Annotated in this window: 25 protein-coding genes; 22 read left to right on the forward strand and 3 right to left on the reverse strand. The window is 65.5% G+C overall.

What is annotated here, in order from left to right; genetic code table 11:
• Genes dctP (C7401_RS13060) through C7401_RS13070 form a run of 3 tightly spaced genes read left to right on the forward strand, consistent with a single transcriptional unit; the run spans position 1 to position 2,898 of the window.
• Entirely contained in the window at positions 1-1,020 is a 1,020-nt protein-coding gene (gene dctP, locus C7401_RS13060) for a TRAP transporter substrate-binding protein DctP (RefSeq protein ID WP_112171793.1), read from the forward strand.
• Between the two features lie 10 nt (positions 1,021-1,030).
• Positions 1,031-1,591, forward strand: a complete 561-nt coding sequence (locus C7401_RS13065) for a TRAP transporter small permease (protein WP_112171794.1) — start codon at positions 1,031-1,033, stop codon at positions 1,589-1,591.
• Positions 1,588-2,898, forward strand: a complete 1,311-nt coding sequence (locus C7401_RS13070; protein ID WP_112171795.1) for a TRAP transporter large permease — start codon at positions 1,588-1,590, stop codon at positions 2,896-2,898. The genes C7401_RS13065 and C7401_RS13070 overlap by 4 nt, the downstream gene beginning before the upstream one ends.
• Here the strand turns inward: C7401_RS13070 and C7401_RS13075 are convergent.
• Together C7401_RS13075 and C7401_RS44945 are read right to left on the reverse strand one after the other, a co-directional pair.
• On the reverse strand, positions 2,882-3,913 hold the full coding sequence (locus tag C7401_RS13075) for a ketopantoate reductase family protein (RefSeq protein ID WP_112171796.1): 1,032 nt from the start codon (positions 3,911-3,913) through the stop codon (positions 2,882-2,884). The genes C7401_RS13070 and C7401_RS13075 overlap by 17 nt on opposite strands.
• 9 nt (positions 3,914-3,922) lie before the next feature.
• Positions 3,923-4,633 carry a 4-carboxy-4-hydroxy-2-oxoadipate aldolase/oxaloacetate decarboxylase gene (locus tag C7401_RS44945; RefSeq protein ID WP_181565575.1) on the reverse strand — a complete coding sequence of 237 codons (711 nt, stop codon included), beginning with the start codon at positions 4,631-4,633 and terminating at the stop codon, positions 3,923-3,925.
• A 223-nt stretch (positions 4,634-4,856) separates the two neighbouring features.
• On the opposite strand from C7401_RS44945, the gene C7401_RS13085 reads away from it, so the two are divergent.
• The 7 genes from C7401_RS13085 (at position 4,857) to C7401_RS13115 (ending at position 11,981) form a co-directional block, all read left to right on the forward strand.
• Positions 4,857-5,753: an IclR family transcriptional regulator gene (locus tag C7401_RS13085; RefSeq protein WP_112171797.1), complete on the forward strand. Its 897-nt coding sequence runs from the start codon at positions 4,857-4,859 to the stop codon at positions 5,751-5,753.
• Between the two features lie 212 nt (positions 5,754-5,965).
• Positions 5,966-7,186, forward strand: coding sequence for an alpha-hydroxy acid oxidase (locus C7401_RS13090; protein WP_112171798.1), 1,221 nt, complete (start codon positions 5,966-5,968; stop codon positions 7,184-7,186).
• A 41-nt stretch (positions 7,187-7,227) separates the two neighbouring features.
• Positions 7,228-8,232 carry a TRAP transporter substrate-binding protein DctP gene (dctP, locus tag C7401_RS13095; protein ID WP_220092820.1) on the forward strand — a complete coding sequence of 335 codons (1,005 nt, stop codon included), beginning with the start codon at positions 7,228-7,230 and terminating at the stop codon, positions 8,230-8,232.
• Positions 8,233-8,236: 4 nt separating this feature from the next.
• Positions 8,237-8,821, forward strand: coding sequence for a TRAP transporter small permease (locus C7401_RS13100; RefSeq protein ID WP_112171799.1), 585 nt, complete (start codon positions 8,237-8,239; stop codon positions 8,819-8,821).
• Positions 8,818-10,122, forward strand: a complete 1,305-nt coding sequence (locus C7401_RS13105; RefSeq protein ID WP_112171800.1) for a TRAP transporter large permease — start codon at positions 8,818-8,820, stop codon at positions 10,120-10,122. The genes C7401_RS13100 and C7401_RS13105 overlap by 4 nt, the downstream gene beginning before the upstream one ends.
• Before the next feature lie 22 nt (positions 10,123-10,144).
• On the forward strand, positions 10,145-11,062 hold the full coding sequence (locus C7401_RS13110; protein WP_112171801.1) for an SMP-30/gluconolactonase/LRE family protein: 918 nt from the start codon (positions 10,145-10,147) through the stop codon (positions 11,060-11,062).
• Positions 11,063-11,102: 40 nt separating this feature from the next.
• Complete coding sequence (locus tag C7401_RS13115; RefSeq protein WP_165841941.1) at positions 11,103-11,981, forward strand: TauD/TfdA dioxygenase family protein; 879 nt, start codon at positions 11,103-11,105, stop codon at positions 11,979-11,981.
• Between the two features lie 29 nt (positions 11,982-12,010).
• Here C7401_RS13115 and C7401_RS13120 read toward each other — a convergent pair whose 3' ends face one another.
• Complete coding sequence (locus tag C7401_RS13120) at positions 12,011-12,298, reverse strand: hypothetical protein (protein WP_112171803.1); 288 nt, start codon at positions 12,296-12,298, stop codon at positions 12,011-12,013.
• Positions 12,299-12,605: 307 nt separating this feature from the next.
• Here C7401_RS13120 and C7401_RS13125 point away from each other — a divergent pair, with 307 nt between their 5' ends.
• The 12 genes from C7401_RS13125 (at position 12,606) to C7401_RS13180 (ending at position 25,841) form a co-directional block, all read left to right on the forward strand.
• The gene (locus C7401_RS13125; RefSeq protein WP_112171804.1) at positions 12,606-13,844 is read left to right on the forward strand and encodes a porin; all 1,239 of its coding nucleotides are present in this window, start codon (positions 12,606-12,608) and stop codon (positions 13,842-13,844) included.
• Between the two features lie 107 nt (positions 13,845-13,951).
• Positions 13,952-15,178, forward strand: a complete 1,227-nt coding sequence (locus C7401_RS13130; protein ID WP_112171805.1) for an alpha-hydroxy acid oxidase — start codon at positions 13,952-13,954, stop codon at positions 15,176-15,178.
• A 93-nt stretch (positions 15,179-15,271) separates the two neighbouring features.
• Positions 15,272-16,180: an NAD(P)-dependent oxidoreductase gene (locus tag C7401_RS13135; protein ID WP_112171806.1), complete on the forward strand. Its 909-nt coding sequence runs from the start codon at positions 15,272-15,274 to the stop codon at positions 16,178-16,180.
• 46 nt (positions 16,181-16,226) lie between these two features.
• Entirely contained in the window at positions 16,227-17,675 is a 1,449-nt protein-coding gene (locus C7401_RS13140; protein WP_112171807.1) for an NAD-dependent succinate-semialdehyde dehydrogenase, read from the forward strand.
• A 36-nt stretch (positions 17,676-17,711) separates the two neighbouring features.
• A complete protein-coding gene (locus C7401_RS13145; RefSeq protein ID WP_112171808.1) occupies positions 17,712-18,617 on the forward strand; it encodes an alpha/beta hydrolase in 906 nt (301 codons plus the stop codon).
• Positions 18,618-18,802: 185 nt separating this feature from the next.
• Positions 18,803-19,720 (forward strand): SMP-30/gluconolactonase/LRE family protein, encoded by a 918-nt coding sequence (locus C7401_RS13150; protein ID WP_112171809.1) that lies wholly within the window; start codon positions 18,803-18,805, stop codon positions 19,718-19,720.
• Between the two features lie 131 nt (positions 19,721-19,851).
• Positions 19,852-21,165, forward strand: coding sequence for an MFS transporter (locus tag C7401_RS13155; protein ID WP_258397029.1), 1,314 nt, complete (start codon positions 19,852-19,854; stop codon positions 21,163-21,165).
• Between the two features lie 12 nt (positions 21,166-21,177).
• A complete protein-coding gene (locus C7401_RS13160) occupies positions 21,178-21,801 on the forward strand; it encodes a cadmium resistance transporter (protein WP_146757915.1) in 624 nt (207 codons plus the stop codon).
• Between the two features lie 171 nt (positions 21,802-21,972).
• Positions 21,973-22,980 (forward strand): TRAP transporter substrate-binding protein DctP, encoded by a 1,008-nt coding sequence (gene dctP, locus C7401_RS13165; protein WP_220092821.1) that lies wholly within the window; start codon positions 21,973-21,975, stop codon positions 22,978-22,980.
• A 1-nt stretch (position 22,981) separates the two neighbouring features.
• Positions 22,982-23,584, forward strand: coding sequence for a TRAP transporter small permease subunit (locus C7401_RS13170; RefSeq protein WP_112171812.1), 603 nt, complete (start codon positions 22,982-22,984; stop codon positions 23,582-23,584).
• A 12-nt stretch (positions 23,585-23,596) separates the two neighbouring features.
• On the forward strand, positions 23,597-24,901 hold the full coding sequence (locus tag C7401_RS13175; protein ID WP_112171813.1) for a TRAP transporter large permease: 1,305 nt from the start codon (positions 23,597-23,599) through the stop codon (positions 24,899-24,901).
• A 22-nt stretch (positions 24,902-24,923) separates the two neighbouring features.
• Positions 24,924-25,841 carry an SMP-30/gluconolactonase/LRE family protein gene (locus C7401_RS13180; RefSeq protein WP_112171814.1) on the forward strand — a complete coding sequence of 306 codons (918 nt, stop codon included), beginning with the start codon at positions 24,924-24,926 and terminating at the stop codon, positions 25,839-25,841.
• Positions 25,842-25,861 lie beyond the last annotated feature (20 nt).

Consider the following 25,861-nt stretch of genomic DNA (forward strand, 5'->3'; position numbering starts at 1 on the left):
ATGAGACGGTTTCGTAACCTGATGTTCGCCCTTTCTTGCGCCGCGCTGTGCCTGTGCGCGACCTTGCCCGCCGCCCGCGCGGACGACACGATCACCCTGAAAATGGCCCACCAGTGGCCCGACGATCCGAACGACTACGTGGTTGCCACGGGCAAGAAGTTCGCCGAGGAGGTGACGCAGCGCTCGGGCGGCAAAATCCACATCAACATCTTCCCTGCGGAATCGCTCGTCAAGGCGCTCAACATGCACACGGCGCTGCGCAACGGTAGCGTGGATCTTGCTATCTACCCGTATATCTACGCGGCCGGCGCGATTCCCCAGCTCAATCTGATCCTGCTGCCGGGTCTCTGGAAGACGCCCGAGGACGTCTACCGGTTCCGCACTTCCGCGCCTTGGAAGGAACTGGAGGCGAAGATCGAGGCATACGGCTTCAAGACGCTCTGCTGGATTCAGATCTCGGGCGGCATGGCCTCACGCTCGAAGCCCATCAACGTGCCCGGCGACCTGAAGCAGCAGAAGGTGCGCGGCGCGGGCAAGATGATGGAGGCCGCCTTGCAGAGCGCGGGCGCGAGCACCGTGTCGATGGCTTCGTCCGAAACCTATAGCGCGATGCAACTGGGCTTGCTCGACGGCTTGTGGACGTCGTCGGGCACGTTCGGCTCTTACCGGCTCTATGAAGTGGCGAAGTATTACAACTCGCCCGAGCAGTACAGCATCTACTACACGATCGAGCCCATCGCGATCAGCATGAAAACGTGGAACCGCCTCACGCCCGCGCAGCAGAAGATCATGACCGATGTGGGACAGAGCCTGGAGCAGGGCGCATTCGAAGGCGCCAAAGCTGACGACCGGCGCGTGGCGCAGCTATTCGCGAGCCACGGGGTGCAGATCCACAAGATGATGCTCGACGAGTGGAACCAGTGGGAGAAGCTGTTCCAGCAGGTGAGCTTCCCGAAGTTTCGAAGCGAAGTGCCGGATGGGGCGCGTCTGCTCGACGAGAGCCTGGCGCTCTACAAGTAGGGGCAAGGGCATGCAGCGTCCATTCGAGCGGTGGGAGCGGCGGCTCGATGCGCTTTACAAAGGCATCGAGCTTTCGGTTGGCATGGCCGTGATCGCCACGGTCGCGGTGATCTCATACGGCGTGCTTGCGCGCGAGGTACTGCATTTCTCCGATGTCTGGGTGACCGAGGTGACGACGTATCTCATGGCGTACATGACGTTCGTCGGCACGGCGGCGCTCGCCTGGCAGTCGCGCCACCTCCAGGTGGATGTGCTCGGGCATTGCGTGGGCGAGGGCGCGCGGCGCGCTCTTGCGTTCGCCGCGGCGCTGGTCGCGACCGCCGTGGCGTTGGTGGTCGCCGTGCTCGCGCTCGAATTCTGGTGGGATGCGTGGACGAGCGGCGAACGGTCGTGGGGCATGTTCTCGCTGCCGCTGTGGATTCCCTATCTATGTCTCGTAGCCGGCTCGGCCATGCTCGTGCTGGCTCAGGTCGCGCGCGTCGCTTCGCTCGCCTTCACGGCCAAAGGCGCGCGGCAAGCGCCGGGCGCACACGACAAGCTCGACGAGCTCGCGCTGGGGAGGGAGAAGTGACGCAGATCTTCATCGGTGCGGGCATGTTCGGCGGCCTGCTCGCGGTGCTCTCGTTTGGCGTGCCGATTGCGTTTGCACTGCTGTTCGTCGCGCTCGTCTCGCTCTTTGTGACTGGCGGCGGGTGGGACGCACTGAACCTGATCGCGAGCACGTATTGGGGATCGGTCGCGACGTTCACGCTCACTTCGGTGCCTATGTTCATGTTCATGGGCGCGATCGTTTCCGCCTCGGGCATGGGCGCGCGGCTCTACGGCGCGATGGCGACGATACTCGACGGCGTGCCGGGCGGTCTTGCCGTGGCGACCACTTTGGCCTGCGGCGTGATGGCCGCCGTGTCGGGTTCGAGCGTGGCGACGGCGGCTGCCGTGGGCGGCTTCGCGGTGTCGGAAATGCGCCGGCACGGGGTGCCTTCCGGGCAGGCTTGCGGGTCGGTGGCGGCCGGCGGCACGCTCGGCATTCTCCTGCCGCCCAGCATTCCGCTGATCGTCTACAGCGTGATTGCCGAGCAGTCCATCGGGCGGCTCTTCGTGGCGACACTGGTGCCGGGCGCCATCATGGCGGCCGCGTTCGGCGTGTATCAGATCGCGCTTGCGCTGCGCCGGCGCGAGCAGGGCGGCGCGGGTCGCACCCGGCCGCTCGCGCCGCTCAAGGCGCGTGTTCTCGCACTCAAGGACATCGGTCCATTCGCACTGCTCATTCTCATCATTCTCGGTTCGCTCTACCGCGGTCTCGCGACGCCGCAAGAGGCGGCCTCGCTCGGCATCGTGGCGAGCCTTGTTCTGGCCGGTGTCGTGTACCGCGAGCTGACCTGGCGGAAATTCCGCGAGATTCTCGTGAACGCCGCGCAAAGCAGCGTGATGATTCTCGCCGTGATTTCCTCGGCCATCGTATTCGGCTACGTGATGACCACGAGCCAGGTGGCGATTTCGCTTACGCAGGCCGTGGCGGGGGCGCATGTCGCGCCGTGGGTGCTGTTCGTGAGCATCAATCTGCTGCTGATCTTTCTGGGCTGCTTCATGGAGACGATCGCGATCATCGTCGTGACGATGCCCGTGCTCGTGCCGGTGGTGCAGGCTTACCACTGGAATCTCATCTGGTTCGGCGTGGTGGTCGTCATCAACATGGAAATGGCGCTGATCCATCCGCCGGTGGGGCTCAATCTCTTCGTCGTGCGCAGCGTCGCGCCCGACGTGCCGCTGCGCCGCATCGTGCTCGGCACGCTGCCCTATGTGTTCATCATGGCAGCGGTGCTCGCGCTGATCGGCGTGTTCCCGCAGTTGACCATGCTGATCACGCCGGCGACTTGAGACCGGGGGCATCCGCGTCCTCCGGCCGCGGAGCGTGTGCAAGACCGCGCAACAGCGCGAGTACGGTTGTGATGGCCGGACAGGGCACGCCGGCTTGCTCGCCGAGTTGCCGGACCTGGCCGACGATGGCTTCCACTTCGAGCGAGGCGCCGCGCAGGACGTCTTGCAGCATGGAAGGCTTCACGCCCTGCCATGGCGGCGTGCCCGCAGGCGCGCCGCCGCTCGCGAGCGCGGCCTCGATGCGCGCGGGCGCGTCCGCGATCTCCGCGCCGCATGCGTGGGCAATGGCCGCGACCTCGCGGGCAAGCTGGAGGCAAAGGTCGGGGAGGCCGGGTACGCCGCGAAGCGCATCGATGGGCAGCCGCGTGAGTGCACACACGACATTGAGCGGGACGTTGCGCGCCACCTTCGTCCAAATCTCGCGGCGCAGGTCGGTGCACGCCTCGGCGGCGAGCCCCGCTCGCGCGAGAAGTTCGGCTGTGGTTTGCAGACGCCCGCTGAGCCTGGCATCCGGCTCGCCGAACAGCCAGCGGTTCTGGCCGCTGTGGCGAATCACGCCGGGGGCGACGATTTCGTTGGCCGAGTAGACGACGCAACCCAGTGCGTGCTCGGGCCGCACGACGCTCCAGAGGCGCGCGTGCGGATCGACGAGCGGCAACGCAGCGGGCTGGCCGGTGCCATGCCGCCACCACCAGGGGATGCCGTTCGCGACGAACACGACCCAGCCCGAGGCCGCGCGCAGGCGCGCTATCGGCTCGGCGGCGCCGCTCTGCGCAAACGCCTTCAGGGTGACGAACACGATGTCCTGCTCGGGCAACGCGTCAGGGGCATGCGTGGCGGCAGCCGGGTGCGCGACATATCGTTCGGTACCCGAAACGATGGTGAGGCCGTTGGCGCGTATGGCGGCCAGATGCGCGCCGCGCGCGACGATCGAGATCTCATGGCCGCCGCTCGCGATCAGGCGGCCGGCGAGATAGCCGCCTACCGCGCCCGCGCCGAAAACGGCGATTTTCATGGGGCGGGCTCAGGCGCCGCGCGGGCAGGGTGCGTCGATTTCCTCGACGTCGAGTTGCGCATAGGCGCTCGCGGCGCCGCTCGTGTGCCATGGGTGCGCGCCTTCGGCCACGGCGCGGATCGCGGCTTCGTCGCGCGCCATGCGCTGGAACGCGGCGTCGATGACCGTCTGCGCTTCGCCATGCGCGACGACGACGACGCCGTCACCGTCCGCGATCACGAGGTCGCCGGGGTGGACGAGCACGCCGTCGCAGGACACGGACGTATTGACCGCACCGTGCCCGGACTTGAGCGGACGCGCGGGCGAGATCAACGTGGACCACACCGGAAATCGCATGTTTTCAAGCGTATTCGTATCGCGGATGCAGCCTTGGACCACCACGCCGGCAAGCCCCTTGGCGGCGGCGTAATGAGCGGCTACGTCGCCCCATTGCGCGCCCGAGCTTTGCGCGTGCGTGACGACCACCAGCACGTCGCCGCGCTGCGCGAGATAGAGCGCGCGGTGCATCATCAGGTTGTCGCCTGGCGCGCAGACGGCGGTGACAGCAGGCCCGGCGATCGTGAGTCCCCGGTTCAGGGGGCGCATGCGCGGCGTCATGAGGCCGCTACGGGCGTTCGGGCCCATGGCTTCGTGAACGTCCGCGGTGCTCAACTGAACGGCGCGCTCGCAAAGGGCTGCCGGTACGCGCTCGACTTGTGTGTAGACCTTCGAAATGCCCATGGTGTCCTCCGTGAAGATGGACTCCGATATTGAATGGCGCGATCGAGGCGGACAAGCACGCAGGCCGCGCGTGTTTTGCAATGTGAACCGTTGCCTGTTCATCCGGTGCTTGCGGGATTTCTCTAGCGGTACTAAAGAGCGCATCGCGCTAGTATCGAAAGGCGCGCCCGCCGGCAGGGGGCTTTGCTTATTCCGGCAATGAGCGACCACGCGAGGACATGCGATGCGACTCGATACCTTTGACACTGCCGCGATAGCCGCCACGTCGATCCAGCGGATCGTGGCGGGCGGTTTGGCCGCGGCTTGCGCGCCAATGGACGAAACGTCTGCGCCCGATGAGGCGGGGCGCCCTCGCTCGGGCACGCAGAGCCTGGAGCGCGCCGTTTGCCTGCTGCGCGAGCTGGCCTCGCGCAATCGCGCCGGCTGGCGGCTCGGCGAACTGGCGGCGCGCTGCGGCATCGACAAGGGCTCGGCGCACCGGTTGCTCGCCTGCCTGGTGCGCGAGCGCCTCGTCGAGCAGCGATCGTCCGACCGGCGCTATCAGCTCGGCCCGCTGTTGTGGGAGCTCGCGCTTTCCGCGCCGGCCCGCGCCGCATCGCCCGACGTTTGCCGCGAGCATCTCGCGGGCGTGGCGAAGCGCTTTGGCGGACTCGCCTTCCTGATGGTCAAGAGCGGCAACGAGTACGTGTGCGCAATGCGCACGGGCCACGCGGAACTTCGCGCGGTGTCGGTCGAAGCGGGCACGCGCCGTCCGCTCATTACCTCGGCGGGTGGCGTTTCCATTCTGCTGGCGCTGCCGGAAGCCGAAGCGAATTGCATTCGCCAAAACAATATCCGTCAGGAGCTCTCGCGCTGCGGCGACGTGCGCATGCGCAGTCTGGACCAGATGTACCGGCGCTCCCAGGCCTTCGGCTACGGCGTGAATCTCGGCGACGTGGTGCCCGGCATTCATGCCGTGGGCGTGCCCGTGTTCAGCCGCCCCGGCAAGCCGGTCGCCTCGCTTTGCCTCATGACGTGGTCTGACAGTCTGCCCGAGGCGCGGGTGGACGAAGCCTGTGAGGCGCTCATGGCGCAAGCGCCCGCCGCCGCGGCGTGTTGCACAGCTGAAGCCGCGCCCTGACTTTGCTCCCTGAAGTGTGGCGCCGCAAGGGCCCCACGCCGTCTCCCTTCCCTGCGCTGCATAGTCCATAAGCCGCGCGGCGATGCCTCGCGCGCTTCTCCCTTTGCGCAGCGCAAAAAAGTTCACACTGCAAAACGCCGCGCCGCCGCTCGATTGCCGCTGTCCTGAACGCCCGACACAATGAATCAACAGGACAACGTAAGAGGACGGGAATGGACATCGAGAAGGCAATCAATCTCGACGATCTGCGGCGGTTGGCGAAGAAGCGGCTACCGCGCATAGCGTTCGACTTCATCGAAGGCGGTGCGGACGACGAGCACTGCCTCACGCGCAATCGCGAGGCGTTTCAGCGCTATCAGCTCGTGCCGCGCTACCTCGTGGATGTTTCGCGCCGCGACCAGTCCTGCACGCTGCTCGGGCGCACCTACGCAAGTCCCTTTGGCATCTCGCCCACCGGGCTCGCAGGCCTCTTTCGGCCGAACGCGGACCTGATGCTCGCGGCCGAAGCGGCAGCCGCGAACATTCCTTACCTGATGTCGAGTGCGAGCACGGATTCGATCGAGGAAGCGGCAAAAGTCGCGCCGCACAATACGTGGTTTCAGATTTACGGCACGCGCAACGACACGATCAATGACGATCTCGTTCGCCGCGCCCGCGACGCCGCGCTTGAAACCCTGGTGTTGACCGTGGACGTGCCCGTCAATTCGAATCGTGAGCGCAACCGCCGCAATGGCTTTACGCGACCGCTCAAGCTTTCGCCGGCCATCGTGTTCGAGGCGATGGGCCACCCGTTCTGGGTGCTGCGCTACCTGCGCAGCGGCGGCATGCCGATGATGAAGAACTGGGCGAACTACGCGCCGCCGGGCGCGCGGGCGGGCGACGTGGCCGACCTGTACGGCACGCTCACGCCCGCGCCCGCCACGACGTGGCGCACGCTCGAGCGTGTGCGCAACCTGTGGCCTGGCAAGCTCGTCGTGAAGGGCGTCTTGCACCATCGCGACGCGGCGCTTGCCATGAACGCAGGCGTGGATGGAATCATCGTTTCGAATCACGGCGGGCGGCAACTCGACGGCGCGCCATCGCCGCTCGAGATGCTGCCTGCGATCAAGGCGGCCGTGGACGGGCGCGTGGAACTGATGCTCGACAGCGGCGTGCGCCGAGGCTCGGACGTGATCGTGGCGTTGTGCCTCGGCGCGCGCGCCGTGACCTTCGGGAGACCCACGCTGTACGGGGCGGCCGCAGGCGGCCAGTCCGGCGTACGCAAGGCCATCGAGATCATGCGCCGCGAGGTGGATGTCGTGATGGCGCAAATCGGTTGCGCGAGTTTGAAGGAGCTGGGTGCTGCGAATCTTCACGGCTGGCCTCAAGCCGGCGAATCGCGGCGCGACGCCCTGCTGCGGCGCGAAGGCGACGCGGTACTCAACGTTGATTAGGGGCCGCGCAGCGGTCTTGATACCAAAACAGGAGACACCCAGTGAAAAAGCCTATGCCTTTCGCGACCACGCCGTGGGTTCGCGGCGCGCTCGCCGTGTGCGTGCTGTGCACCGCAGTCTATGCGCACGCGGCCATCATGTGGCGCGCCTACACCTATAACGCGGCGGCCACCGTCACCGCCGTGAAGGGACTCAACGCGCTATTCGAGCAAATCCGCGCCGACACGGACAACGCGCTTTCCATCCGGCTCAATCTCGGCGGCACGCTCGCCATCAGCGCGACCAATATCACGGAGGCGGTGGCGGGCAACGTCGTGCAGATGGGCGACGACGCCTTCTTCGTGGGCAGCGTGCCGGTGGGCGGCACCGTGCGCCTGCCCATGCTGATTGGCGACCGCGCGGCGTTCGACCGCGGCTGGGCGGCAGAGGCGCCGTTTCTCAAGGCGGCCTACGACAAGAAGGGCATTGTGCTGCTGGGTCACTATACGTTCCCGATCAACGTGATCTGGTCGCGCAAGAAGCTCACCTCGCTTGCCGATATCGCAGGCCAGAAGATTCGCGTGATTTCGCCGGAGCAGGCCGAATTCATCCAGCGCCTTGGCGGCATTCCCGTGACGCTCGGCACCTCGGAAGTCGCGGCGGCGCTCGATCGCGGCGTGATCGACGGCGTGACGACCGCGAGTTCGGGCTACGGCTATATCTGGCGAGACCTCCTCAAGTACCGCTACAACCTCAACATCAGCTTTATCGATTCGCTGATCCTGGTGAACAAGCAGGCGTGGACCGCCTTGCCGCCGCAAACCCAGGCGAAGGTGCAGCACGACGTGGATGCGGCCACGGCCCGCATTTCCGACGCCATGGCGCAGGAAGAGGACCAGTTGACGAGCCAGCTCGGCAGCAGCGGCATTACGGTCACCACGCCCACGCCCGCCGACATGGCGCAGGCGCGGCGCCTCATCGCGCCATATTGGGACTCGTGGGCCACCGCACGCGGCGACACGGCGGAGCAGGCACTGACGAAGGTTCGTGCCGCAATCGAGAGGTGAGACCATGAAAGCAGGCATTGTCATGAGCAAGCCCGCCGATGCGCCCGAGATTGCGGCGAGTGCATCGGCCGGGAGCGAAACGCCGGACGAGCAGGCCGATGAAAGCCGCATCGACTGGCTGTGCCGGTGGATCACGCAGCTCGCCGTGATCGCGCTGATCCTGATGATCGCGACCGAAGTGATCGCGCGCAGCGTGTTCCACCTCTCCCTCGAAGTGACCGACGAACTGGGCGGCTATGCGCTGATCGTCATCACGTTCGTGAGCTTGCCCACCTGCCAGGCGCAGGGGGCGTTCCATCACGTGCATTTTCTCGACGCAAAGCTCGGGCCGCTCGCACGCGCCGTGCTGCGTGCCGTGTTCAGTGCCGTTAGCCTTGCCGCCATCGCTGTCCTGTTCTGGCAGTTCGTGCTGTTCGCCATCACGAGCTGGCAGTCGGGCGACGTGGCGGCAACCACGCTGCTCACGCCGCTGTGGATGCCGCGCGCGATCATGTGCTTCGGCTCCGCGTGTCTGTGTCTTTCGCTGTGCCGCACGCTGCATCGTGACTGGCTTTGCATCGCGGCCCTCTTGCAAAGGAGAAACGGATGATCGCGCATCTCCAACTCGTCGTGACGTTTCTGCTGTTTCTCGGCCTGCTCGGCGCGGGCATGGCGGTGCCGTTCGCCATTCTCGTGCCCGCGCTCGCCTATCTGTACATGCAAGGCGGCGTTGCCGCGTTCAGCGGTATCGGGCTCACGAGCTGGGGCAGCATGAACAGCTATACGCTCACGGCCATTCCGCTCTTCATCCTGATGGCCGAGTGTATTCAGGCGAGCGGCCTGGGTTTTCGCGTGTACGGGGGCCTCGCGCGCCTCTTCCGGCGTATGCCCGGCGGCCTCATTCAGACCAACCTGATCGGCTGCGCGCTGTTCGCCGCGGTAAGCGGTTCGAGCATCGCCACGGCGGCGGCGGTGGGCAACGTGGCGCTGCCGCAGCTTGGCGCGCGCCGTTACGACCGCAAGCTCTCCACCGGCTCGCTTGCCGCCGGGGGCACGCTCGGCATCCTGTTTCCGCCGAGCATTGCGCTCATCGTGTACGGCACCTTCACCGAGACTTCGGTCGCCAAGCTCTTCATGGCGGGCGTCGTGCCCGGCATCATGCTCACGACGCTGTTCGTCATTTACGTGGCCATTCGCGCGCTCATGCGTCCGGACCTCGTGGAGCGGCCCGACGAAACGCCTACGCGCCTCGCCATCCTGATTCGAGCGCTCTGCGACGTGCTGCCGCTCGGGCTGCTCGTGGGCGGCGTGCTGGGCGCGATCTACGCGGGCATTGCCACGCCGACCGAAGCGGCGGCGGTGGGCTGTGTCGCAGCCATTGTCATCTGCCGGCTATTCGCGACCTTCACATGGCGAACACTCACGACGTCGCTGCGCAAAGCCACGCTCATCGTCGGCAACATCATCTTCATCACCTACGCCGCGTACATTTTTTCCTATGCCATGACCTATGCGGGCGTTGGCGAAGAGATCACCTCGTTCATCGTGGGCCTGCATTTGACGAAGCCGCAGTTCTTCATCGCGCTGCTCATCCTGTACACGGTGCTCGGCGCGTTGATCGAGAGCCTTGGCATGATCGTCATTACCGTGCCGCTGCTCGCCCCGGTGCTGGCGAGCTACGGCATCGATCCGGTCTGGTTTGGCGTGGTGGTCGTGATGTTCATCGAAATGGGGCAAATCACGCCGCCCATCGGCATCAATCTATTCGTTATCCAGAGCATTTCGAAGGGATCGATTACGGAAGTCGTGCAAGGCACGATACCTTTTCACCTCATCATGTTCGTGCTGCTCGCGCTGCTGATGGCGTTTCCACAAATCGCCCTGTGGCTGCCCACGCGCATGATTGGCTAATGACAATACCGGAGACGCATTCATGTTCGACCCGCCGAAGAGACTGAAGCCGGAACTGTTCGCGAAGATTCCCGAGCGCCTGCACGCGCGCGAGCGCACCTCACAATGGGTCAACGTGCAGCAGCACGGCAGCCCGACGCCCGTGTTTCTGGAGGGGCCGTCGTTCGATCGGGAAGGCAACCTGTGGGTCGTCGACATTCCGTGGGGGCGCCTCTTCAAGATCACGCCGCGTGGTGACGTGACGCTCGAACTGGAGTACGACGGCGAGCCGAACGGGCTCAAGTTTCATCCGGACGGGCGCGCGTTCATCGCCGACTACCGGCACGGCATCATGGTGTTCGACCCGCAAACGGGTGTGATCGAGCCATATTTCGTGCGGCCCACACTCGAACGCTTCAAGGGGTGCAACGACCTGTTCTTCGCGTCGAATGGCGATCTCTACTTCACCGATCAGGGGCAGACCGGCCTGCACGACCCGACGGGCCGGCTCTACCGGCTGCGCGTCAACGGCCGGCTCGAATGCGTGCTGAACAATGTGCCGAGCCCCAACGGGTTGGCGCTCAATCTGGACGAAACGGCGGTGTATCTGGCGGTGACGCGCGACAACGCGATCTGGCGCGTGCCGCTGCTCGAAGACGGCACCGCAACGAAGGTCGGTGTTTATCTCCAGATGTCGGGAGGCGGTGGCCCGGACGGGATCGCGCTTGACGAGCAGGGTGGTCTCGCGGTCTGCCATGTGGGCTTCGGGGCAGTGTGGATTTTCAGTCCGAAGGGAGAGCCACTTTACCGCATCGACTCGCCGTATTCGTTGACCACGACGAACTGCGCCTATGGCGGCCCCGAGAATCGCGATCTTTATATCGTCGACTCGCGCGCGGGCTGCATCTTGAAGGCCGAGGTGCCGGTGGCCGGCAAGCTCATGTATTCCCATGCCGGGTGAGGCAACGAGCCCGGTTGAACATTCATCATGGAGCGATGGAATGGATACGTTGGACAGGTTGAACGGTACGCCGCTCAAGGAAGGCATGGCGGTGGAGGTGCATGCGGACGTGAACGACTTTCTGCGCGGCACAAGGTCGGTCGATGAACTGGAGGCGCTCTGGCGCGCGTACCCCGTGCTGATCTTCCGGCGTCAGGCGGTGCTGGAGGAGGAACTGGTGGGCTTCTCGTCGCTGCTGGGCGAGTGCGAGGTCGTGAGCCGGAAAGACATTCTGTCTCCGTACTCCGACAAGGTCATTTACTTCAGCACGCTGCGCTATGCGGACGGCCGCAACCTGGGCGGCTTCGCGGGCGGCGAGGACGTGGACTGGCATTCGGATCAGACCTTCAGACCCGCGCCCTCCACTGGCGCGATACTTTATGGCGTCGAAGTGCCGCGCGACGGTGGCGACATTTACTGGGCGGACCAGTATCACGCGTGGTCGCTGCTGCCCGAGGAGGTGCGCAGCAAGATCGACGGACGGATCGGCACGTATCGCTACGCGAAGCGTCTGGCGATCATGAACGCCACCGAGCTGAAGGGAAAATTCGACGAGCTTTCCCGCGCGCCGGACGTGCGCCACCCCGTGGTGCTGGAGCACCCGCTTACGGGCCGCAAGGCGCTTTATGCCGACCCGACCACGCTTGTTTCCATCGACGGGCTGACCGAAGCGGAGAACGCGCGCATCCTGCCACTGCTTTTCGCGGCCGGCGGCGACCCCTCGGCGGTCTATCGGCACAAGGTGCTGTCCGGCGACCTCATGATGTGGGATAACGGCTGCACGATGCACCGCCGCGACGTGATGACGCTCGAACAGCCGCGTCTGATGAAGCGCACGACCTTCCGGCTGCCGGCCGCGAAGTACTGCGTGCCGCACTGAGCCCCACGGGACATGCCGCGCTTGCTGCGCTAGTCGCGGCACTCCGCGCGGTCGTCGCTGGAAGCGCACAGCAGTTCGTCCAACCCGATGAGCGCGCCTAGCCGCTTCGCGAACAACTCGACAGCGTCGCGGCAATCCGAGCCCACCCGCAGCCAGGCGTGGCAGTGAACGCCGCGCCTCATCACGCGTAGCGACAGCAGTTCAACGCCACTTCGTCTCGCACATCCCGTCACGCGCTCAATCGATGCATAGGCATCGTCATTGTCGCTCGTGAACGTCACCTGCAACTGGTGGTGATAGCAGTTGGTGTCGGACATGGTGATCTCGGGCGGGGCGTGAGTCAACTCGGTTCCTGGCAGTTTAGCGGGGCACGGCTGGCCCCGTGGCCCGTGTCCGAGACGAAGTTCACATTGCAACATTTTCGTGCGCAGGCAATTTGTCACGCCGCGCAAAAGAGAAAATTCAACATGTGAAATACGCCATGTGAGCGGGGCTTCTGCCCGGTGAAGTCCCACGATATCGTTGACGGGTTCGCAACTGGCGAGTGGCTCCTCAATCGCCAGCGTGGTACGAAAGCTAACTGGGTAGTAAGTGATCCTCATAAATAATCACAAGGAGACTTTCATGGCATCACGTTCCGTCGCCCGTGTGGTGGCGGCCAGCTCGTTGCTGGCCGCCGCTTCGGCTCATGCGCAGAGCAGCGTCACGTTATACGGCGTGATCGACGCTGGCCTGAACTACATCAGCAACGTGCAGACCGGGCGCACCGCGTCCGGCTTGCAGGGCGAGCACCAGTATTCATTTCAGGACGGCGCGACCGGCGGCATTCGCGGCAGCCGCTGGGGGTTGCGCGGCACCGAGGATCTGGGCGGCGGTCTCAATGCGATCTTCGTGCTGGAGAACGGCTTTTCGATCAACAACGGCACGCTCGCGCAAGGCGGCGCGGAGTTCGGCCGCCAGGCTTACGTCGGCCTGCAAAGTCCCTACGGCAACGCAACGGCTGGGCGCCAGTACGACTCGGTGGTCGATTTCATTCAGCCGTTCCTTTCGGGCGCTGCATGGGCGGGCTATTTCGGCGCGCATGCGGGAGACGTCGACAATACGCTGAACACCCGCCGGATCAATAATTCCGTCAAGTTCATGAGCGTCGACTACGCGGGGTTCCGCTTCGGCGGCCTTTATAGTTTTGGCGGCGTGCCGGGCAGCGTGGGGCACAACCAGGTCTGGTCGGCGGGCGCGAGCTATCGCAACGGCTCGCTTGCGCTGGCGGCGGCATACCTCAACGCGCGCAATCCGAACCTGTCGTTCTACGGCACGAATCCAAACGCGGGTACGACGGCGGCGAGCAATAACCTCGGAAGCGTGGGTTCGGCAACCTCGCCGCAGTCCAATCCGATCTATGCCGGTTATGCGTCGGCTTCGACCACGCAAATCGTCAGCGCGGCGGGCTCGTACCAACTGGGGCCGGCCTCCGTCGGCCTCATTTACTCGAACGTGCAGTTCAGGGGGCTCGGCTCGTCGTCCGGTCCCAACCCGTTTGGCTACTCCGGAACGGCGACGTTCAACAACGCGGAAGTCAACCTGCGCTACCAGATCAATTCCGCGTTGCTCGCGGGCGTGGCCTATATGTACACGCACAACTCGGGCGCGGACAACACGGGCAGCGCGAGCTACAACCAGGTGCAGGCGGGTACCGACTACTTCCTCTCCAAGCGCACCGACGTGTATCTCATCGTGGCGTATCAGCATGCATCGGGGCACGATTCGCTCAATCAGCCCGCGGTTGCCTATATCACGGGTCAAACGCCTTCGGCGAACAATCATCAGGTTGGCGTTCGCATCGGCATGAGCCATCGCTTCTGACGCACGCTGCACGCCGGGTTCAACATGTGAAACTGTCGAGGGCGGCACGGCTTCACAGGTTTTCCCGGTGCACATAAGGTAAGGACTCGTCCCATCGGATTTCGAGCATGAAGAATCAAACAGCCATCAATCTCGAAGACCTGCGCCAGCAGGCCCGGCGCAAGCTGCCGCGCATTGCGTTCGACTTCATCGACGGCGGCGCGGACGACGAGCGCTGCTTGCAGCGCAACCGCGACGCGTTCTCGCGCCACTGTCTCGTGCCGCGCTATCTGCGCAACGTCAGCCGCCGCGATCAGAGCGTCGTGCTGTTCGGGCAGACCTACGCGAGCCCGATTGGCATTTCGCCCACGGGCCTCGCGGGGCTTTGGCGCCCCGACGCGGATCTCATGCAGGCGGCGGCCGCGCGCGAAGCGAACGTGCCGTTCCTGCTGTCGAGTTCGAGCAACGCCTCGCTCGAAGAAACGGCGGCGCTCGCGCCCGGCAACGTGTGGTTCCAGATGTATTGCACGAGCGACACGCACATCAATGCCGATTTCGTGCGCCGCGCCGCACGGGCGAACGTGCGCGTGCTGGTCGTGACGATCGACGTGCCCGTCAACGCCAATCGCGAGCGCAATCGCCGCAACGGTTTTTCGCGGCCGTTTCGCATGACGCCCGGCGTCGTGCTGGAGGCGCTCGGCCACCCGGCCTGGGTGCTGCGCTACCTGCGCACCGGCGGCATTCCGATGATGCGCAACTGGCAACCCTATGCACCCGAAGGCGCCAGCGCGGCGCAGGTCGCCGACATGTTCGGCACGCTGACGCCGGCGCCCATGGTCTGCTGGGACCATCTGCACCGCATTCGCGAGGCCTGGAGCGGCCCGCTCGTGATCAAGGGCCTGCTCCACCCCGAAGACGCGCTCGAGGCCGTGCGCATCGGCGCGGACGGCCTCGTGGTGTCGAACCACGGCGGCCGCCAGCTCGACGCCGCGCCGTCGCCGCTGGAGATGCTGCCCGCGATCCGCGCCGCCGTGGGCGAGCGTGTGGAGCTGATTCTCGACAGCGGCGTGAGGCGCGGCTCCGACGTGGTGATTGCGCGCTGCCTCGGTGCAAGTTCCGCGGTATTCGGCCGGCCTTCGCTCTATGGCGTCGCGGCGGCTGGCGAGGCGGGCGTGGCGCGCGCGCTGCATATCATGCGCAGCGAGATCGACATGGTGATGGCGCAGATCGGCTGCGCGGCGTTCAGTGAGCTCGACGCGCGCTATTTGTGGCAAGCCGGGCGCGATGGCGCCGCGCCGGAGAGGCAGGCGATCGAGCCCGCCATGCTGGCTGCGAGGTTGGGCGCGGCGGCCTGAACGCAGCGCGATGCCTGCACGTAAAAGGCGCGTGCCGATCGAAATAAATTCGGCATGCTAACGAAAGTGTTGAATTCCACTGGAGAGAGTGACATGAACGAGGTCATTGGATTTGTTGGCGTGGGCAGCATGGGCGGGCCGATCGCTTCGCGGCTGCTCGATACCGGGCACGAACTGGTGATTTACGACACGCGGCCGGAGGCGCTTGCTCGCTTTGCGGACCGCAAGGTGACGGTGGCTCAGTCGCCGCGCGAGGTGGCGGAGCGCGCGCGCATCGTGCTCGTGAGCCTGCCCACGCCCGACGTGGTGAGGAAGGTGGCGACGGGGCCGGACGGCTTGTGCGAAGGCGAGACGATGCGGATTTATGTCGACCTCTCCACCACCGGCCCGCAAACGTCGGAGGAAGTGGCGGAGCGGCTCGCACGCGGCGGCGTGGGCGTGGTCGATGCGCCCGTGACGGGCGGCGTGACGGGCGCGGCTACCGGCAAGCTGGTGTTCATCGCCGCCGGGGCCGAGGCGGTGCTCGCGCAGGTCATGCCGCTGCTTGCGCATCTGGGGCAAGTTGAAGTCGTCGGTGCGAGGCCCGGTATGGGGCAGAGTCTGAAGCTCATCAACAACGTGCTGGCGGCCACGCATATGGCGATCACCGCCGAGGCCATGGTGCTGGGCGTGAAGGCAGGGCTCGATCCGGACACCATGCTCAAGGTGCTCAACAAGGGCTCCGGGCGCAACCCCTCCACGGAGGAGCGCTTTCCGAAGTTCGTGCTCACGCGCAAGTTCGACAACGGCTTTGCGAATGCCCTGATGCGCAAGGACCTCAAGCTCTGCATGGAGATGGCGGAAACGCTTCAGGTGCCGCTCTGGGTGGCCACGGCGGTGGACCGGCTGTGGATGCAGACCGTGGTCCAGGTCGGGCCGCACGAGAACACCACCACGATCGTCAAGACCATCGAGCAGTGGGCTGGCGTGGAAGTGCGCGGCCAGGCGGCATCGGCAGCGTGAACACCGGTTTCGCGGCGACGCGAGGCATACCTATGAGGGACCTGACATGAAGCTCAAAGACCCCGGACTGTTGCGCGAGGCCGCGTTCGTTGCCGGCGCGTGGCGGCCGGTTCGCAACGACGGCGCAACGGTAAGCAACCCCACCAACGGCGAACGCGTGGGCGAGCAACCCATGCTCGCGCTCGCCGAAGTGGACCAGGCAATCGAGTCGGCGCACGCCGCGTTTGGCGCCTGGCGCGAGCATACCGGCAAGGAGCGCGCGGCGGTGCTGCGCCGCTGGGCCGATCTCGTCATGGCCAACGCGGACGATCTCGCCTGGATCATGACCGCCGAGCAGGGCAAGCCGCTGGCGGAAGCGCGCGGCGAGATCGCCTATGCGGCCAGCTTTCTCGAATGGTTCGGCGAGGAGGCAAAGCGCGGCTACGGCCACACGATTCCCGAGCCGAGGCGCGGCCAGCGCATCAAGGTCATCAAGGAACCGCTGGGCGTGTGTGCGGCCATCACGCCCTGGAACTTCCCTTCGGCGATGGTCACGCGCAAGGTCGCGCCCGCCATAGCCGCGGGCTGCACCGTCCTGCTCAAGCCGGCGCCGCAAACGCCGTTTTCCGCGCTGGCGCTATGCGTGCTGGCCGAGCGCGCGGGCTTGCCGCAGGGCGTGTTGTCGGTGCTGACGGGCGAAGCGCGGATGATCGGCGAGGCGTTCTGCGAGAGTCATCTGATCCGCAAGATTTCGTTTACGGGGTCGACGGCGGTGGGCAAGTCGCTGATGGCAAACGCCGCCGGCACGCTCAAAAAGCTCTCGCTGGAACTTGGCGGCAATGCGCCGTTCATCGTTTTCGACGACGCCGACGTCGAAGCGGCGGTGGCGGGGGCGATGGCCTCGAAGTTCAGGAACGCCGGGCAAACCTGCGTGTGCGTCAATCGCTTCTTTGTGCAGCGGGGTATTCACGACGCGTTCGTCGCACGCCTGAAGGCGGCCGTGGCGGACCTGCGGGTAGGCGACGGCTACGCCGAGGGCACGACGATCGGGCCGCTCGTCAACCACGCCGCGGTCGAGAAGGTGGAGCGGCTCGTCATGCAGGCGATCGATGCGGGCGCAACGGCCGATCTCGTCGTGCGGGCGCCGGCGGGCGGATCGTTCTATGCGCCCACGGTTCTCACCGGGGTACAGCCGTCGATGCAGATCTCGCGCGAAGAGATCTTCGGGCCGGTGGCCGCGATCACGCGCTTCGATACGGAAGACGAGGTCATCCGGCTCGCAAACGCCACGCGCTATGGTCTGGCCGCCTACGTCTACACGCAGAACATGCGCCGCGGCCACCGCATCGAGCGTGAGCTCGAGTACGGAATCATTGGCGTGAATGAAGGGCTGGTCTCGACCGAAGTTGCGCCGTTCGGCGGCGTAAAGGAATCGGGTTTCGGCAAGGAAGGCTCGTTTTACGGGCTCGATGAGTATCTCGACAGCAAATACATCTGTCACGGCGGCGTTGCCTGAGCGCGAGGGCAACGCACGACACTACCGGAGTTCGTCATGAATCAAGCAGGAAGTCCATCGTTCGACGTCGAGGTTCGCGACGTCGATTATCTCAACAAGGCCGGCACGCCGCTGAAGGCCCGGCTCTATCTGCCCCAGGGGGCGGGCCCGTTTCCCATGGTCGTCGAAATTCACGGCGGCGCCTGGTGCAGGGGCAGCCGGCTCGACGAGCACAATCTGAACGAGACGCTTGCACGGCGCGGCATCGCGGTTGCCGCCATCGATTTCACGATGCCGCCGGAGGGCAGCTTTCCCGCGTCGCTGCGCGATATCAATCACGCGGTGCGCTGGGTGAAGGCGGCAGCCTCGCAATGGCGCACGCGGCCCGAGCTGGTGGGCTTGCTCGGCGTTTCGAGCGGCGGCCATCAGGCCGTCGTGACGGCCATGCGGCCGCGCGATCCGCTATTCGCGGCCGAGCTGCCCGAGCCGTCTGCGCCGCCGGCGAACGTCGACGCGGACGTGGCCTTCGTCGTCGCGTGCTGGCCGGTCATCGACCCGCTTGGCCGCTATCGCTACGCCAAGGCGTTGCAGGCGAGCGGCAAGCCGTATCCCGAAGCGATCGATCGCGTGATCCCGGACCAGGAGAAGTACTGGCTAACCGAAGAGGCAATGGGCGAGGGCAGCCCGGCGGCCGCACTGGAGCGCGGCGAGGGGTTCGAAATGCCCCCTCTGCTCTATATCCAGGGTGAAGAGGACATCGTGCATCCGCGCGCCCATCTCGACCGGTTCGTGGCCGCCTGGCGCCGTGCGGGCGGTACCGTGACGTTGCAGCTCTACGCCGGCGAAGCGGAGAGTTTCATCACGCGCCGCCCCGGCTCCGCGGGAACCGCCGCCGCCATTGCCGATATCGGCGACTTCGTGCTGAAGCAGGGGCAAGCCATCCTGGCGGATTCCTTCTCCTGATCACACCCACGCGCATGCGCCCCGGGACGTTGTCGGCACAAGGTTCAACATGTGAAACAACGGCCCGTGGCGGCGGTCCTTGCCAGAAAGGGAAAGGGCTAACATGAATCCACGCCGGCCCGCGCGACAAGCGGCAAGCCAGGCATCCACATAACCCATCGATCCCGCGCCGAGGCACCCATCACATGAAGGTATTAGCAGAAGGTTTGAAATTTCCCGAAGGTCCGGTCGCAATGGCCGATGGCTCCGTCTGCTTCGTCGAGATCGCCGCGGGGCGCGTATCGCGGGTGAGCCGCACCGGCGTCGTCACGGAAGTCGCGAAAACCGGTGGCGGCCCCAACGGTCTCGCCGTGGGCCCCGATGGCGCGCTGTACGTCTGCAACAACGGTGGTTTCCTCACCCGCGAGGTCGACGGTGAAACCCACGTCATTCACGGCGAGTTGCCCGCCGACTACGTGAGCGGCTCCATCCAGCGCGTCGATCCGCATACGGGGGAGGTCACGACGCTCTATACCCGCTGCGGCGACGTGGCGCTGAGCGCCCCGAACGATCTCGTGTTCGACGCCTACGGCGGCTTTTATTTCACGGATTTCGGCAAGATCCGCAAGCGCAGCCGCGACACGGGCAGCGTGTATTACGCCTTGCCCGATGGGCGCTCGATCCGGGAGGTCGTGCATCCCATCGCGAATCCGAATGGCATTGGTCTCTCGCCCGACCAGCGCACGCTCTATGTGGCAGAAACCGAAACGTCGCGGCTGTGGGCGTTCTCGATCCGCGAGCCGGGCAGCGTGGAGAGGCACGGCTTTCCCTCGCCGAACGGCGGCCGGCTGGTGTGCGGCTTGCCGGGCTACCAGCGCTTCGACAGCCTCGCGCTGGAGGCGGGCGGCAACCTCTGCGTGGGCACGCTGATCGCCGGGCAGGTGACGGTGATCAGCCCCGAAGGGCAGGTCGTGCGCCAGGTGGCCATGCCCGAAGCGTATCCCACGAACATCTGCTTTGGCGGGCACGGCATGCGCAAGGCTTATGTGACGCTCTCGCATACCGGCCGGCTGGTCGAGCTCGACTGGGATGCGCCGGGACTCGAACTGAACTTCAACGCCTGAGCGGTTCTGCACGCCGGGGCTCTCCCGGCGCAATACCGGGCAACCGGACAAGCAACCGGACAACCAACAAGACAAGCGGCTCGCACCGGATCGGCGTCGTATGGAAGCGAGCGCGAGGAGACATGATGAACATGACGAACGACGGGAGCGCGCGGCCAGCGCTCTGGCGAGTGTGCGTGGCCGCCGTGGCCGGGTCGACCATTGAAGGTTTCGATTTTCTCGCCTACGGCACGGCCTCGGCACTGGTCTTCGGGAAGGTATTTTTCGCGAATCTCGATCCGACCACGGCCACCATCGCCTCGTTTGCGACGTTTGCCACCGGCTTGCTCGCGAGGCCCGTGGGTGGCGTGATCTTCGGCCACTACGGCGACCGCGTCGGCCGCAAGGCCATGCTTTCCATCAGCCTCATCCTCATGGGCATTTCCACGCTGGGCATCGGGCTCGTTCCGGGTTATGCGGCGATCGGCGCGCTCGCGCCCATTTTGCTTGTGCTCTTGCGCATGATGCAGGGCGTGGCGTTCGGCGGCGAATTCGGCGGCGCGATTCTGATGGCCGTGGAGCATGCGCCGCCGCGCTGGAAGGGCGTACTCGGCGCGCTGCCGCTCGCGGGCGTGCCCATGGGGCTGGTCCTTTCGGCGCTGTCGTTTTCATTCGTCACGCGATTGCCCGAGGCCGACTTCCTGAGCTGGGGATGGCGCTTGCCGTTCATCGCCAGCATCGTGCTCGTGGCGGGCGGCTACTATATCCGCTCGTCGATTCCGGAAACGCCCGACTTCGTCGAAGTGCAAAAGCAGCGCCGCACCGCGAACGTGCCGTCGCTGGAGGTCCTGCGCGCGCACGGCAAGCTGCTGCTGCTCACCATCGGCAACAAGCTGGGTGAAGTGACGCTCTATTACACCGTTACGGTCTTCCTGATCGCCTATGCGGCGAAACTCGGCTTCAGCAAGGCCGACACGCTGCACGCGCTGCTGGTTGGCGCGTGCTGCCAGGTGGCGGGCATGATCGTGGTGGGCTGGCTGTGCTCGAAAGTCGGCGGCCGCAGCGTCGCGCGCATTGGCGGCGTGGCCATGGCGCTGTCGATTTCCGCGTTGATCGCGATGATCGAAACGCATGATCCGTTCTACCTCACGCTTGCGCTCGCCCTCGCGCTGGGCGTGGTTCATCCGCTCGTTTATGCGCCGCAAGCGGCGTTCTACAGCGCGCAGTTTCCCGCCGAACTGCGTTACTCGGGCCTTTCGCTCGCCATTCAGCTCGGTGCCGCCATCGGGGGCGGCATGGCGCCGATCATCGCCACCCAGTTGAGCGCCCAATACGCGAGCCTGACGCCGATTGCGTTCTATGTCGGTGGCGTCGGCTTGCTCGGTACGCTGTGCGCCTGCTTCATGCGCGCGGGCGATGCGCACGAAAGCGAGGAACCCGCGCTCGGCGCCGCTCGCACCCATTGAGCCGGGGCGAGCGTGACGGCCTGGAGCGTGCCCGCCGTGACAGCCGGCATGACGCTGTCCATCCTCCTCGCGTTCGTGACTTCCAGCATCGACGACTTCGTGCTGCTGGTTTGTCTCTATGCGGAGCGCCGCGTGCCGGCTCGCGAGGTCACCGTTGCGAAACTGGCTTGCGCCGCGCTCTCGCTCGGTCTGGCGCTCGCTTGCGCGCGTGCGTGCCTGGCGTTGCCGCTGCCCGTCTCGCGGGCCGTGGGGCTCGTGCCGCTCGCCCTCGGCATCAAGCGCCTCGCCGAACGGCGCTCGGCGCCGCAGGGCGTCCGCGCCGAACCGGAACCCGAACGATCGGGCGCGCACGCGGAGCGTGCCGTGCGGCGCTTCGCACGGTGCCTCTTCATTCTCCTTGCGGCAAGCCTCGACAATATCGCGCTCTACATTCCGCTGTTCGCGCAGGGAAGTCACGGCGAAGCGGCGCTCGCATGGGCCGTCGTCATGCCGATGACCTTGCTGCTGTGCACGGCTGCGCTGGTGTCGAGCCGCCTGCGCGTGCCGCTTCGAGCACGCCGTCTGCGCCTTGACGCCGTCGTGCCGTACCTGATGATTTATATCGGTATCAAGGCGCTCGCAGCCTCGCTGCTCTGAAGTGCACTCGTACCCGTACCGGCGCCACGCCTGAATGCCTGCCGCCTCGCGCACAGTTTCAGCATTCGAAACTTCGGCCGCGCGCGGTGTTATCGGGCGTACGTGAAGCGGCTATCGTTATCTGGTGCCGCCGACATGAACCGGCGGCCCAACAAACACCAAACGGAGACAATGATGACGATCACAACGCGCGGCCGCCGAAGCCGCTGGCTCATGCATGCCTGCACCGTCGCGCTTGCGGCCTGTAGCGTGAGCGCCGCGAGCGCCGCTGAGAACTGGCGGGCCTACACGTATAACGCGGTCGCGACCGTCACCCCGGTCAAGGGCATGCAGGCCATGCTGGACGAGATTCGCGCCGAAACCGGAGGACAACTGAATATCCGCCTCAACGTCGGCGGCACGCTTCCGATTACCGAGAGCAATATCACCCAGGCCGTTGCCGACAACATGGTGCAGATGGGCGACGACGCGGGCTTCGTCGGCAACCTGCCGGTGGGCGGGCTCGTGCGTCTGCCGCTGCTGCTGGGCACCCGCGCGGATTTCGACAAGGCGTGGCGCATCGAGGCGCCGTACCTGCGCGACGAACTGCGGGCCAAGCATATCGTGCTGCTCGGCCGCTATATCTACCCTGAGAACGTGATGTGGTCCAAGCGCAAGCTGACATCGCTCGCGGACCTGCAAGGCCAGAAGGTGCGCGTGATATCGCCGGAACAGGCGCAGTTCATCAAGGTGCTCGGCGGCATTCCGATTACGCTCGGCCCGGCGGAAGTGGCGCCGGCGCTCGACCGTGGCGTGATCGACGGCGTGCTCACGGCAACCTCGGGATACGGCTATGTCTGGCGCGATCTTCTTAAATATAGCTACCGATTGAATGTCAGTTATATCGACTCGCTCATTCTCGTCAACGAGGACGCCTGGAACACGCTGTCTCCCGAGGTGCAGGCCAAGGTGCAGGCATCGGTCGACAAATACACGTCGCTCATCACGACGCAGATGGTGACGGAAGACGACCAGCTCACGAAGAAGCTGGCCGCTTCCGGCATGGTGATCACCGAGCCGAGCGCGGCGGATCTCGCAGAGGCCGAGCGGCGCATCAGTCCGTACTGGAAGGCATGGGGCGAGCGGCGGCCGGACCTGCAAAGCGCCTTGCAGAAAGTGCGTACTGCGGTAGGGAGGTGAGATGAGCGAGATCGGCAAACCCCTGCCCGTTGCTGGCGGGATGAACGTTGCCTCAGCCGCGTGTGAGCTCGACGCCGGACACGACGCCGGACACGCCGCGCCCGCCACGGAAGGCATGGTGGAGACGCTGGCGCGCTGGGTCGTGCACGCCGTCGTGATTGGCCTGCTGGCGATGATGGGCGTCGAAATGTTCGTGCGCGCGGCGCTCGGCATGTCGATGCAGATCAGCAACGAGGTGGGCGGCTATGCGCTGGTGGCGATCTGCTTTCTGTCGCTGGCGTCCGGCCAGTCGCTTCATGCGTATCACCGCGTGCAGTTCGTGGACCGCTGGCTGGGAGGCGCGGCGCAGGCGTGGCTGAAGCTCGTGTTCGACGCGCTTTCGCTGTTGGTTGCGTGCGTGCTGCTCGGCGAAATGGTGCGCTTCGAAATGCTCACATGGCAATCGGGTGACGTGGCGGCGACTTCCCTGATGACGCCGCTCTGGCTGCCGCGCGCCGCCATGCTGCTGGGCGTGGCCGGGCTCGCCTGCGCGTTGGTCCGCACGCTGGCCGCCGACGCGCGCCGTATCCGTGGCGGCCAGTCCGTCGAACCGCGGCGCGCTTGAAGGAGAATGAATATGGATGGTGCAGTGCTGATCGTGACGATCTTTGTTCTCTTCATCGGGTTGCTGGCGGCGGGCATGGCCGTGCCGTTCGCCATTCTTCTGCCCGCCGTGCTCTACCTGTTCCTGCAAGGCGGCTGGGCGGCGCTGCACGGTCTTGGCATGGCGAGCTGGGGCAGCATGGACAGCTATACGCTCACGGCCATTCCGCTGTTCGTGCTGATGGCCGAGATCCTCCAGGGCAGCGGGCTTGGCGTGCGCGTGTACAACGGTCTCGCGCGTCTCGTGCGGCGCGTGCCGGGCGGTCTCTTGCAGACGAATATCGCGGGCTGTGCGGTGTTCGCGGCCGTCAGCGGTTCGAGCATCGCGACGGCGGCGTCGATCGGGCAAGTGGCGCTGCCGCAGCTCAAGGCGCGCAAGTACGATATGCGTGTGGCCACAGGCTCGCTGGCCGCGGGCGGCACGCTCGGCATTCTCGTGCCGCCATCGATCGGCATGATCGTGTATGCGTCGTTCACGGACACATCCGTGGTCAAGCTGTTCATGGCCGGTGTCGTGCCCGGCGTGGCGCTCACGCTCATGTTCATGGCCTACGTGGTGGTGGCCGCGCTGCTGCGTCCGCATATCGCGCCCGACAATAGCGGCGACGCACCGCCCATGAGCGCACTGCGGGCGATTTTCGACATCGTGCCCTTCATGCTGTTGATTGCGGGCATCATGGGCGCGATCTATAGCGGCATTGCCACGCCCACCGAGGCCGCGGCCGCCGGTTGTCTCTTCGCGCTCGTCATCGCACGCGTGTTTGGCACGCTGACGTGGCGCGTGCTGTATGAAGCGCTCAAGCGCTCGATGCTCACCGTCAGCAATATTCTCTTCATCACGTATGCCGCTTTCATCTTCTCGTATGCCATGGCTTTTGCAGGCGTTGGAGAGGAAATCACCCGCTTCATCATTTCGATGCAGTTGAGCAAGGCGGGCTTCTTCGTCGCGCTCTTCGTGCTGTTCACGTTGCTGGGCGCATTGGTGGAAAGCCTCGGCATGATCGTGATTACCGTGCCCTTGCTCTACCCGCTGCTGTCGAGCTATGGCATCGACCCGGTGTGGTTCGGCGTGGTCGTCGTGGTGTTCATCGAAATGGGGCAGATCACGCCGCCTATCGGTATCAACCTGTTCGTGATTCAGGGCATCTCACGCGGGAATCTCGCCGACGTGGTGGCCGGCACCGTGCCCTTTCACGCGCTGATGTTCGTGCTCCTCGCACTGCTCATGGTGTGGCCGGAGCTCGCGCTGTGGCTGCCCAATCATCTGGCCGCCGGTTGAGCCGGGGCCTCTGGAGATCATCATGTTCGCAACACCCGAGAAGTTGAAGGCCGAGATTTTCGCGCGCATTCCCGAGAAGTTTCATATGCGGGACCGGCATTGCGACTGGACGAGAACGCAGTTGCACGGCGCGCAGGCGCAACTCTTCATTGAAGGGCCGTCGTTCGACCGCGACGGCAACCTCTGGGTCACGGATATTCCGTGGGGCCGTATTTTTCGCATCGACAAGACGGGCCATGTCGAGCTCGTGGTCGAGTACGACGGCGAGCCGAACGGGCTGAAGTTCCATCCCGACGGGCGCGCGTTCATTGCCGACTACCGGCGCGGCATCATGGTGCTGGACCCGCTGCGCGGCACGGTCGAGCCGTTGCTCGAGCGCGCGCGGCTCGAACGCTTCAAGGGCTGCAATGATCTGTTCTTCGCCTCGAACGGCGACCTGTATTTCACCGACCAGGGGCAAACGGGGCTGCACGACCCGAGCGGCAGACTGTTCCGCCTGCGTGCTTCAGGGCAACTCGACCTCGTGCTGGAGGGCATTCCCAGCCCGAACGGTCTCGTCCTCAATCTCGACGAAACCGCGGTCTATCTGGCTGTCACGCGCGACAACGCGATCTGGCGCGTGCCCTTGATGGCCGATGGCACCGCCACGAAGGTGGGCGTCTACATCCAGATGTCGGGCGGCGGCGGCCCCGACGGCATTGCGCTCGATGCGGCTGGCGGCCTCGCGGTCTGCCACGTCGGCTTCGGCGCGGTGTGGCTCTTTAGCCCGCGCGGCGAGCCGCTGTACCGCATCGATGCGCCGGAAGGGCTCGCAACTACCAATTGCGCCTACGGTGGAGACGGCAATCATACGCTCTACATGCTCGAATCGCGGACCGGCACGGTTTTCACCGCGCGCGTGCCCGTAGCCGGGCAGCCGATGTATTCGCATCGGCGTTGAGCGCGCGGAGCCAGTGAGAG

The sequence above is a fragment of the Paraburkholderia unamae genome, assembly GCF_003268775.1.
GTDB classification, from domain to species: Bacteria; Pseudomonadota; Gammaproteobacteria; order Burkholderiales; family Burkholderiaceae; genus Paraburkholderia; species Paraburkholderia unamae.

What these genes read in the sequence shown, in the direction of transcription:
- dctP (WP_112171793.1), top strand. Translation starts at nt 1, where the DNA reads ATGAGACGGTTTCGTAACCTGATGTTCGCCCTTTCTTGCGCCGCGCTG.
- C7401_RS13065 (WP_112171794.1), top strand. Translation starts at nt 1,031, where the DNA reads ATGCAGCGTCCATTCGAGCGGTGGGAGCGGCGGCTCGATGCGCTTTAC.
- C7401_RS13075 (WP_112171796.1), bottom strand. Translation starts at nt 3,913, where the DNA reads ATGAAAATCGCCGTTTTCGGCGCGGGCGCGGTAGGCGGCTATCTCGCC.
- C7401_RS44945 (WP_181565575.1), bottom strand. Translation starts at nt 4,633, where the DNA reads ATGGGCATTTCGAAGGTCTACACACAAGTCGAGCGCGTACCGGCAGCC.
- C7401_RS13085 (WP_112171797.1), top strand. Translation starts at nt 4,857, where the DNA reads ATGCGACTCGATACCTTTGACACTGCCGCGATAGCCGCCACGTCGATC.
- C7401_RS13090 (WP_112171798.1), top strand. Translation starts at nt 5,966, where the DNA reads ATGGACATCGAGAAGGCAATCAATCTCGACGATCTGCGGCGGTTGGCG.
- C7401_RS13100 (WP_112171799.1), top strand. Translation starts at nt 8,237, where the DNA reads ATGAAAGCAGGCATTGTCATGAGCAAGCCCGCCGATGCGCCCGAGATT.
- C7401_RS13105 (WP_112171800.1), top strand. Translation starts at nt 8,818, where the DNA reads ATGATCGCGCATCTCCAACTCGTCGTGACGTTTCTGCTGTTTCTCGGC.
- C7401_RS13110 (WP_112171801.1), top strand. Translation starts at nt 10,145, where the DNA reads ATGTTCGACCCGCCGAAGAGACTGAAGCCGGAACTGTTCGCGAAGATT.
- C7401_RS13115 (WP_165841941.1), top strand. Translation starts at nt 11,103, where the DNA reads ATGGATACGTTGGACAGGTTGAACGGTACGCCGCTCAAGGAAGGCATG.
- C7401_RS13120 (WP_112171803.1), bottom strand. Translation starts at nt 12,298, where the DNA reads ATGTCCGACACCAACTGCTATCACCACCAGTTGCAGGTGACGTTCACG.
- C7401_RS13125 (WP_112171804.1), top strand. Translation starts at nt 12,606, where the DNA reads ATGGCATCACGTTCCGTCGCCCGTGTGGTGGCGGCCAGCTCGTTGCTG.
- C7401_RS13130 (WP_112171805.1), top strand. Translation starts at nt 13,952, where the DNA reads ATGAAGAATCAAACAGCCATCAATCTCGAAGACCTGCGCCAGCAGGCC.
- C7401_RS13135 (WP_112171806.1), top strand. Translation starts at nt 15,272, where the DNA reads ATGAACGAGGTCATTGGATTTGTTGGCGTGGGCAGCATGGGCGGGCCG.
- C7401_RS13140 (WP_112171807.1), top strand. Translation starts at nt 16,227, where the DNA reads ATGAAGCTCAAAGACCCCGGACTGTTGCGCGAGGCCGCGTTCGTTGCC.
- C7401_RS13145 (WP_112171808.1), top strand. Translation starts at nt 17,712, where the DNA reads ATGAATCAAGCAGGAAGTCCATCGTTCGACGTCGAGGTTCGCGACGTC.
- C7401_RS13150 (WP_112171809.1), top strand. Translation starts at nt 18,803, where the DNA reads ATGAAGGTATTAGCAGAAGGTTTGAAATTTCCCGAAGGTCCGGTCGCA.
- C7401_RS13155 (WP_258397029.1), top strand. Translation starts at nt 19,852, where the DNA reads ATGACGAACGACGGGAGCGCGCGGCCAGCGCTCTGGCGAGTGTGCGTG.
- dctP (WP_220092821.1), top strand. Translation starts at nt 21,973, where the DNA reads ATGATGACGATCACAACGCGCGGCCGCCGAAGCCGCTGGCTCATGCAT.
- C7401_RS13170 (WP_112171812.1), top strand. Translation starts at nt 22,982, where the DNA reads ATGAGCGAGATCGGCAAACCCCTGCCCGTTGCTGGCGGGATGAACGTT.
- C7401_RS13175 (WP_112171813.1), top strand. Translation starts at nt 23,597, where the DNA reads ATGGATGGTGCAGTGCTGATCGTGACGATCTTTGTTCTCTTCATCGGG.
- C7401_RS13180 (WP_112171814.1), top strand. Translation starts at nt 24,924, where the DNA reads ATGTTCGCAACACCCGAGAAGTTGAAGGCCGAGATTTTCGCGCGCATT.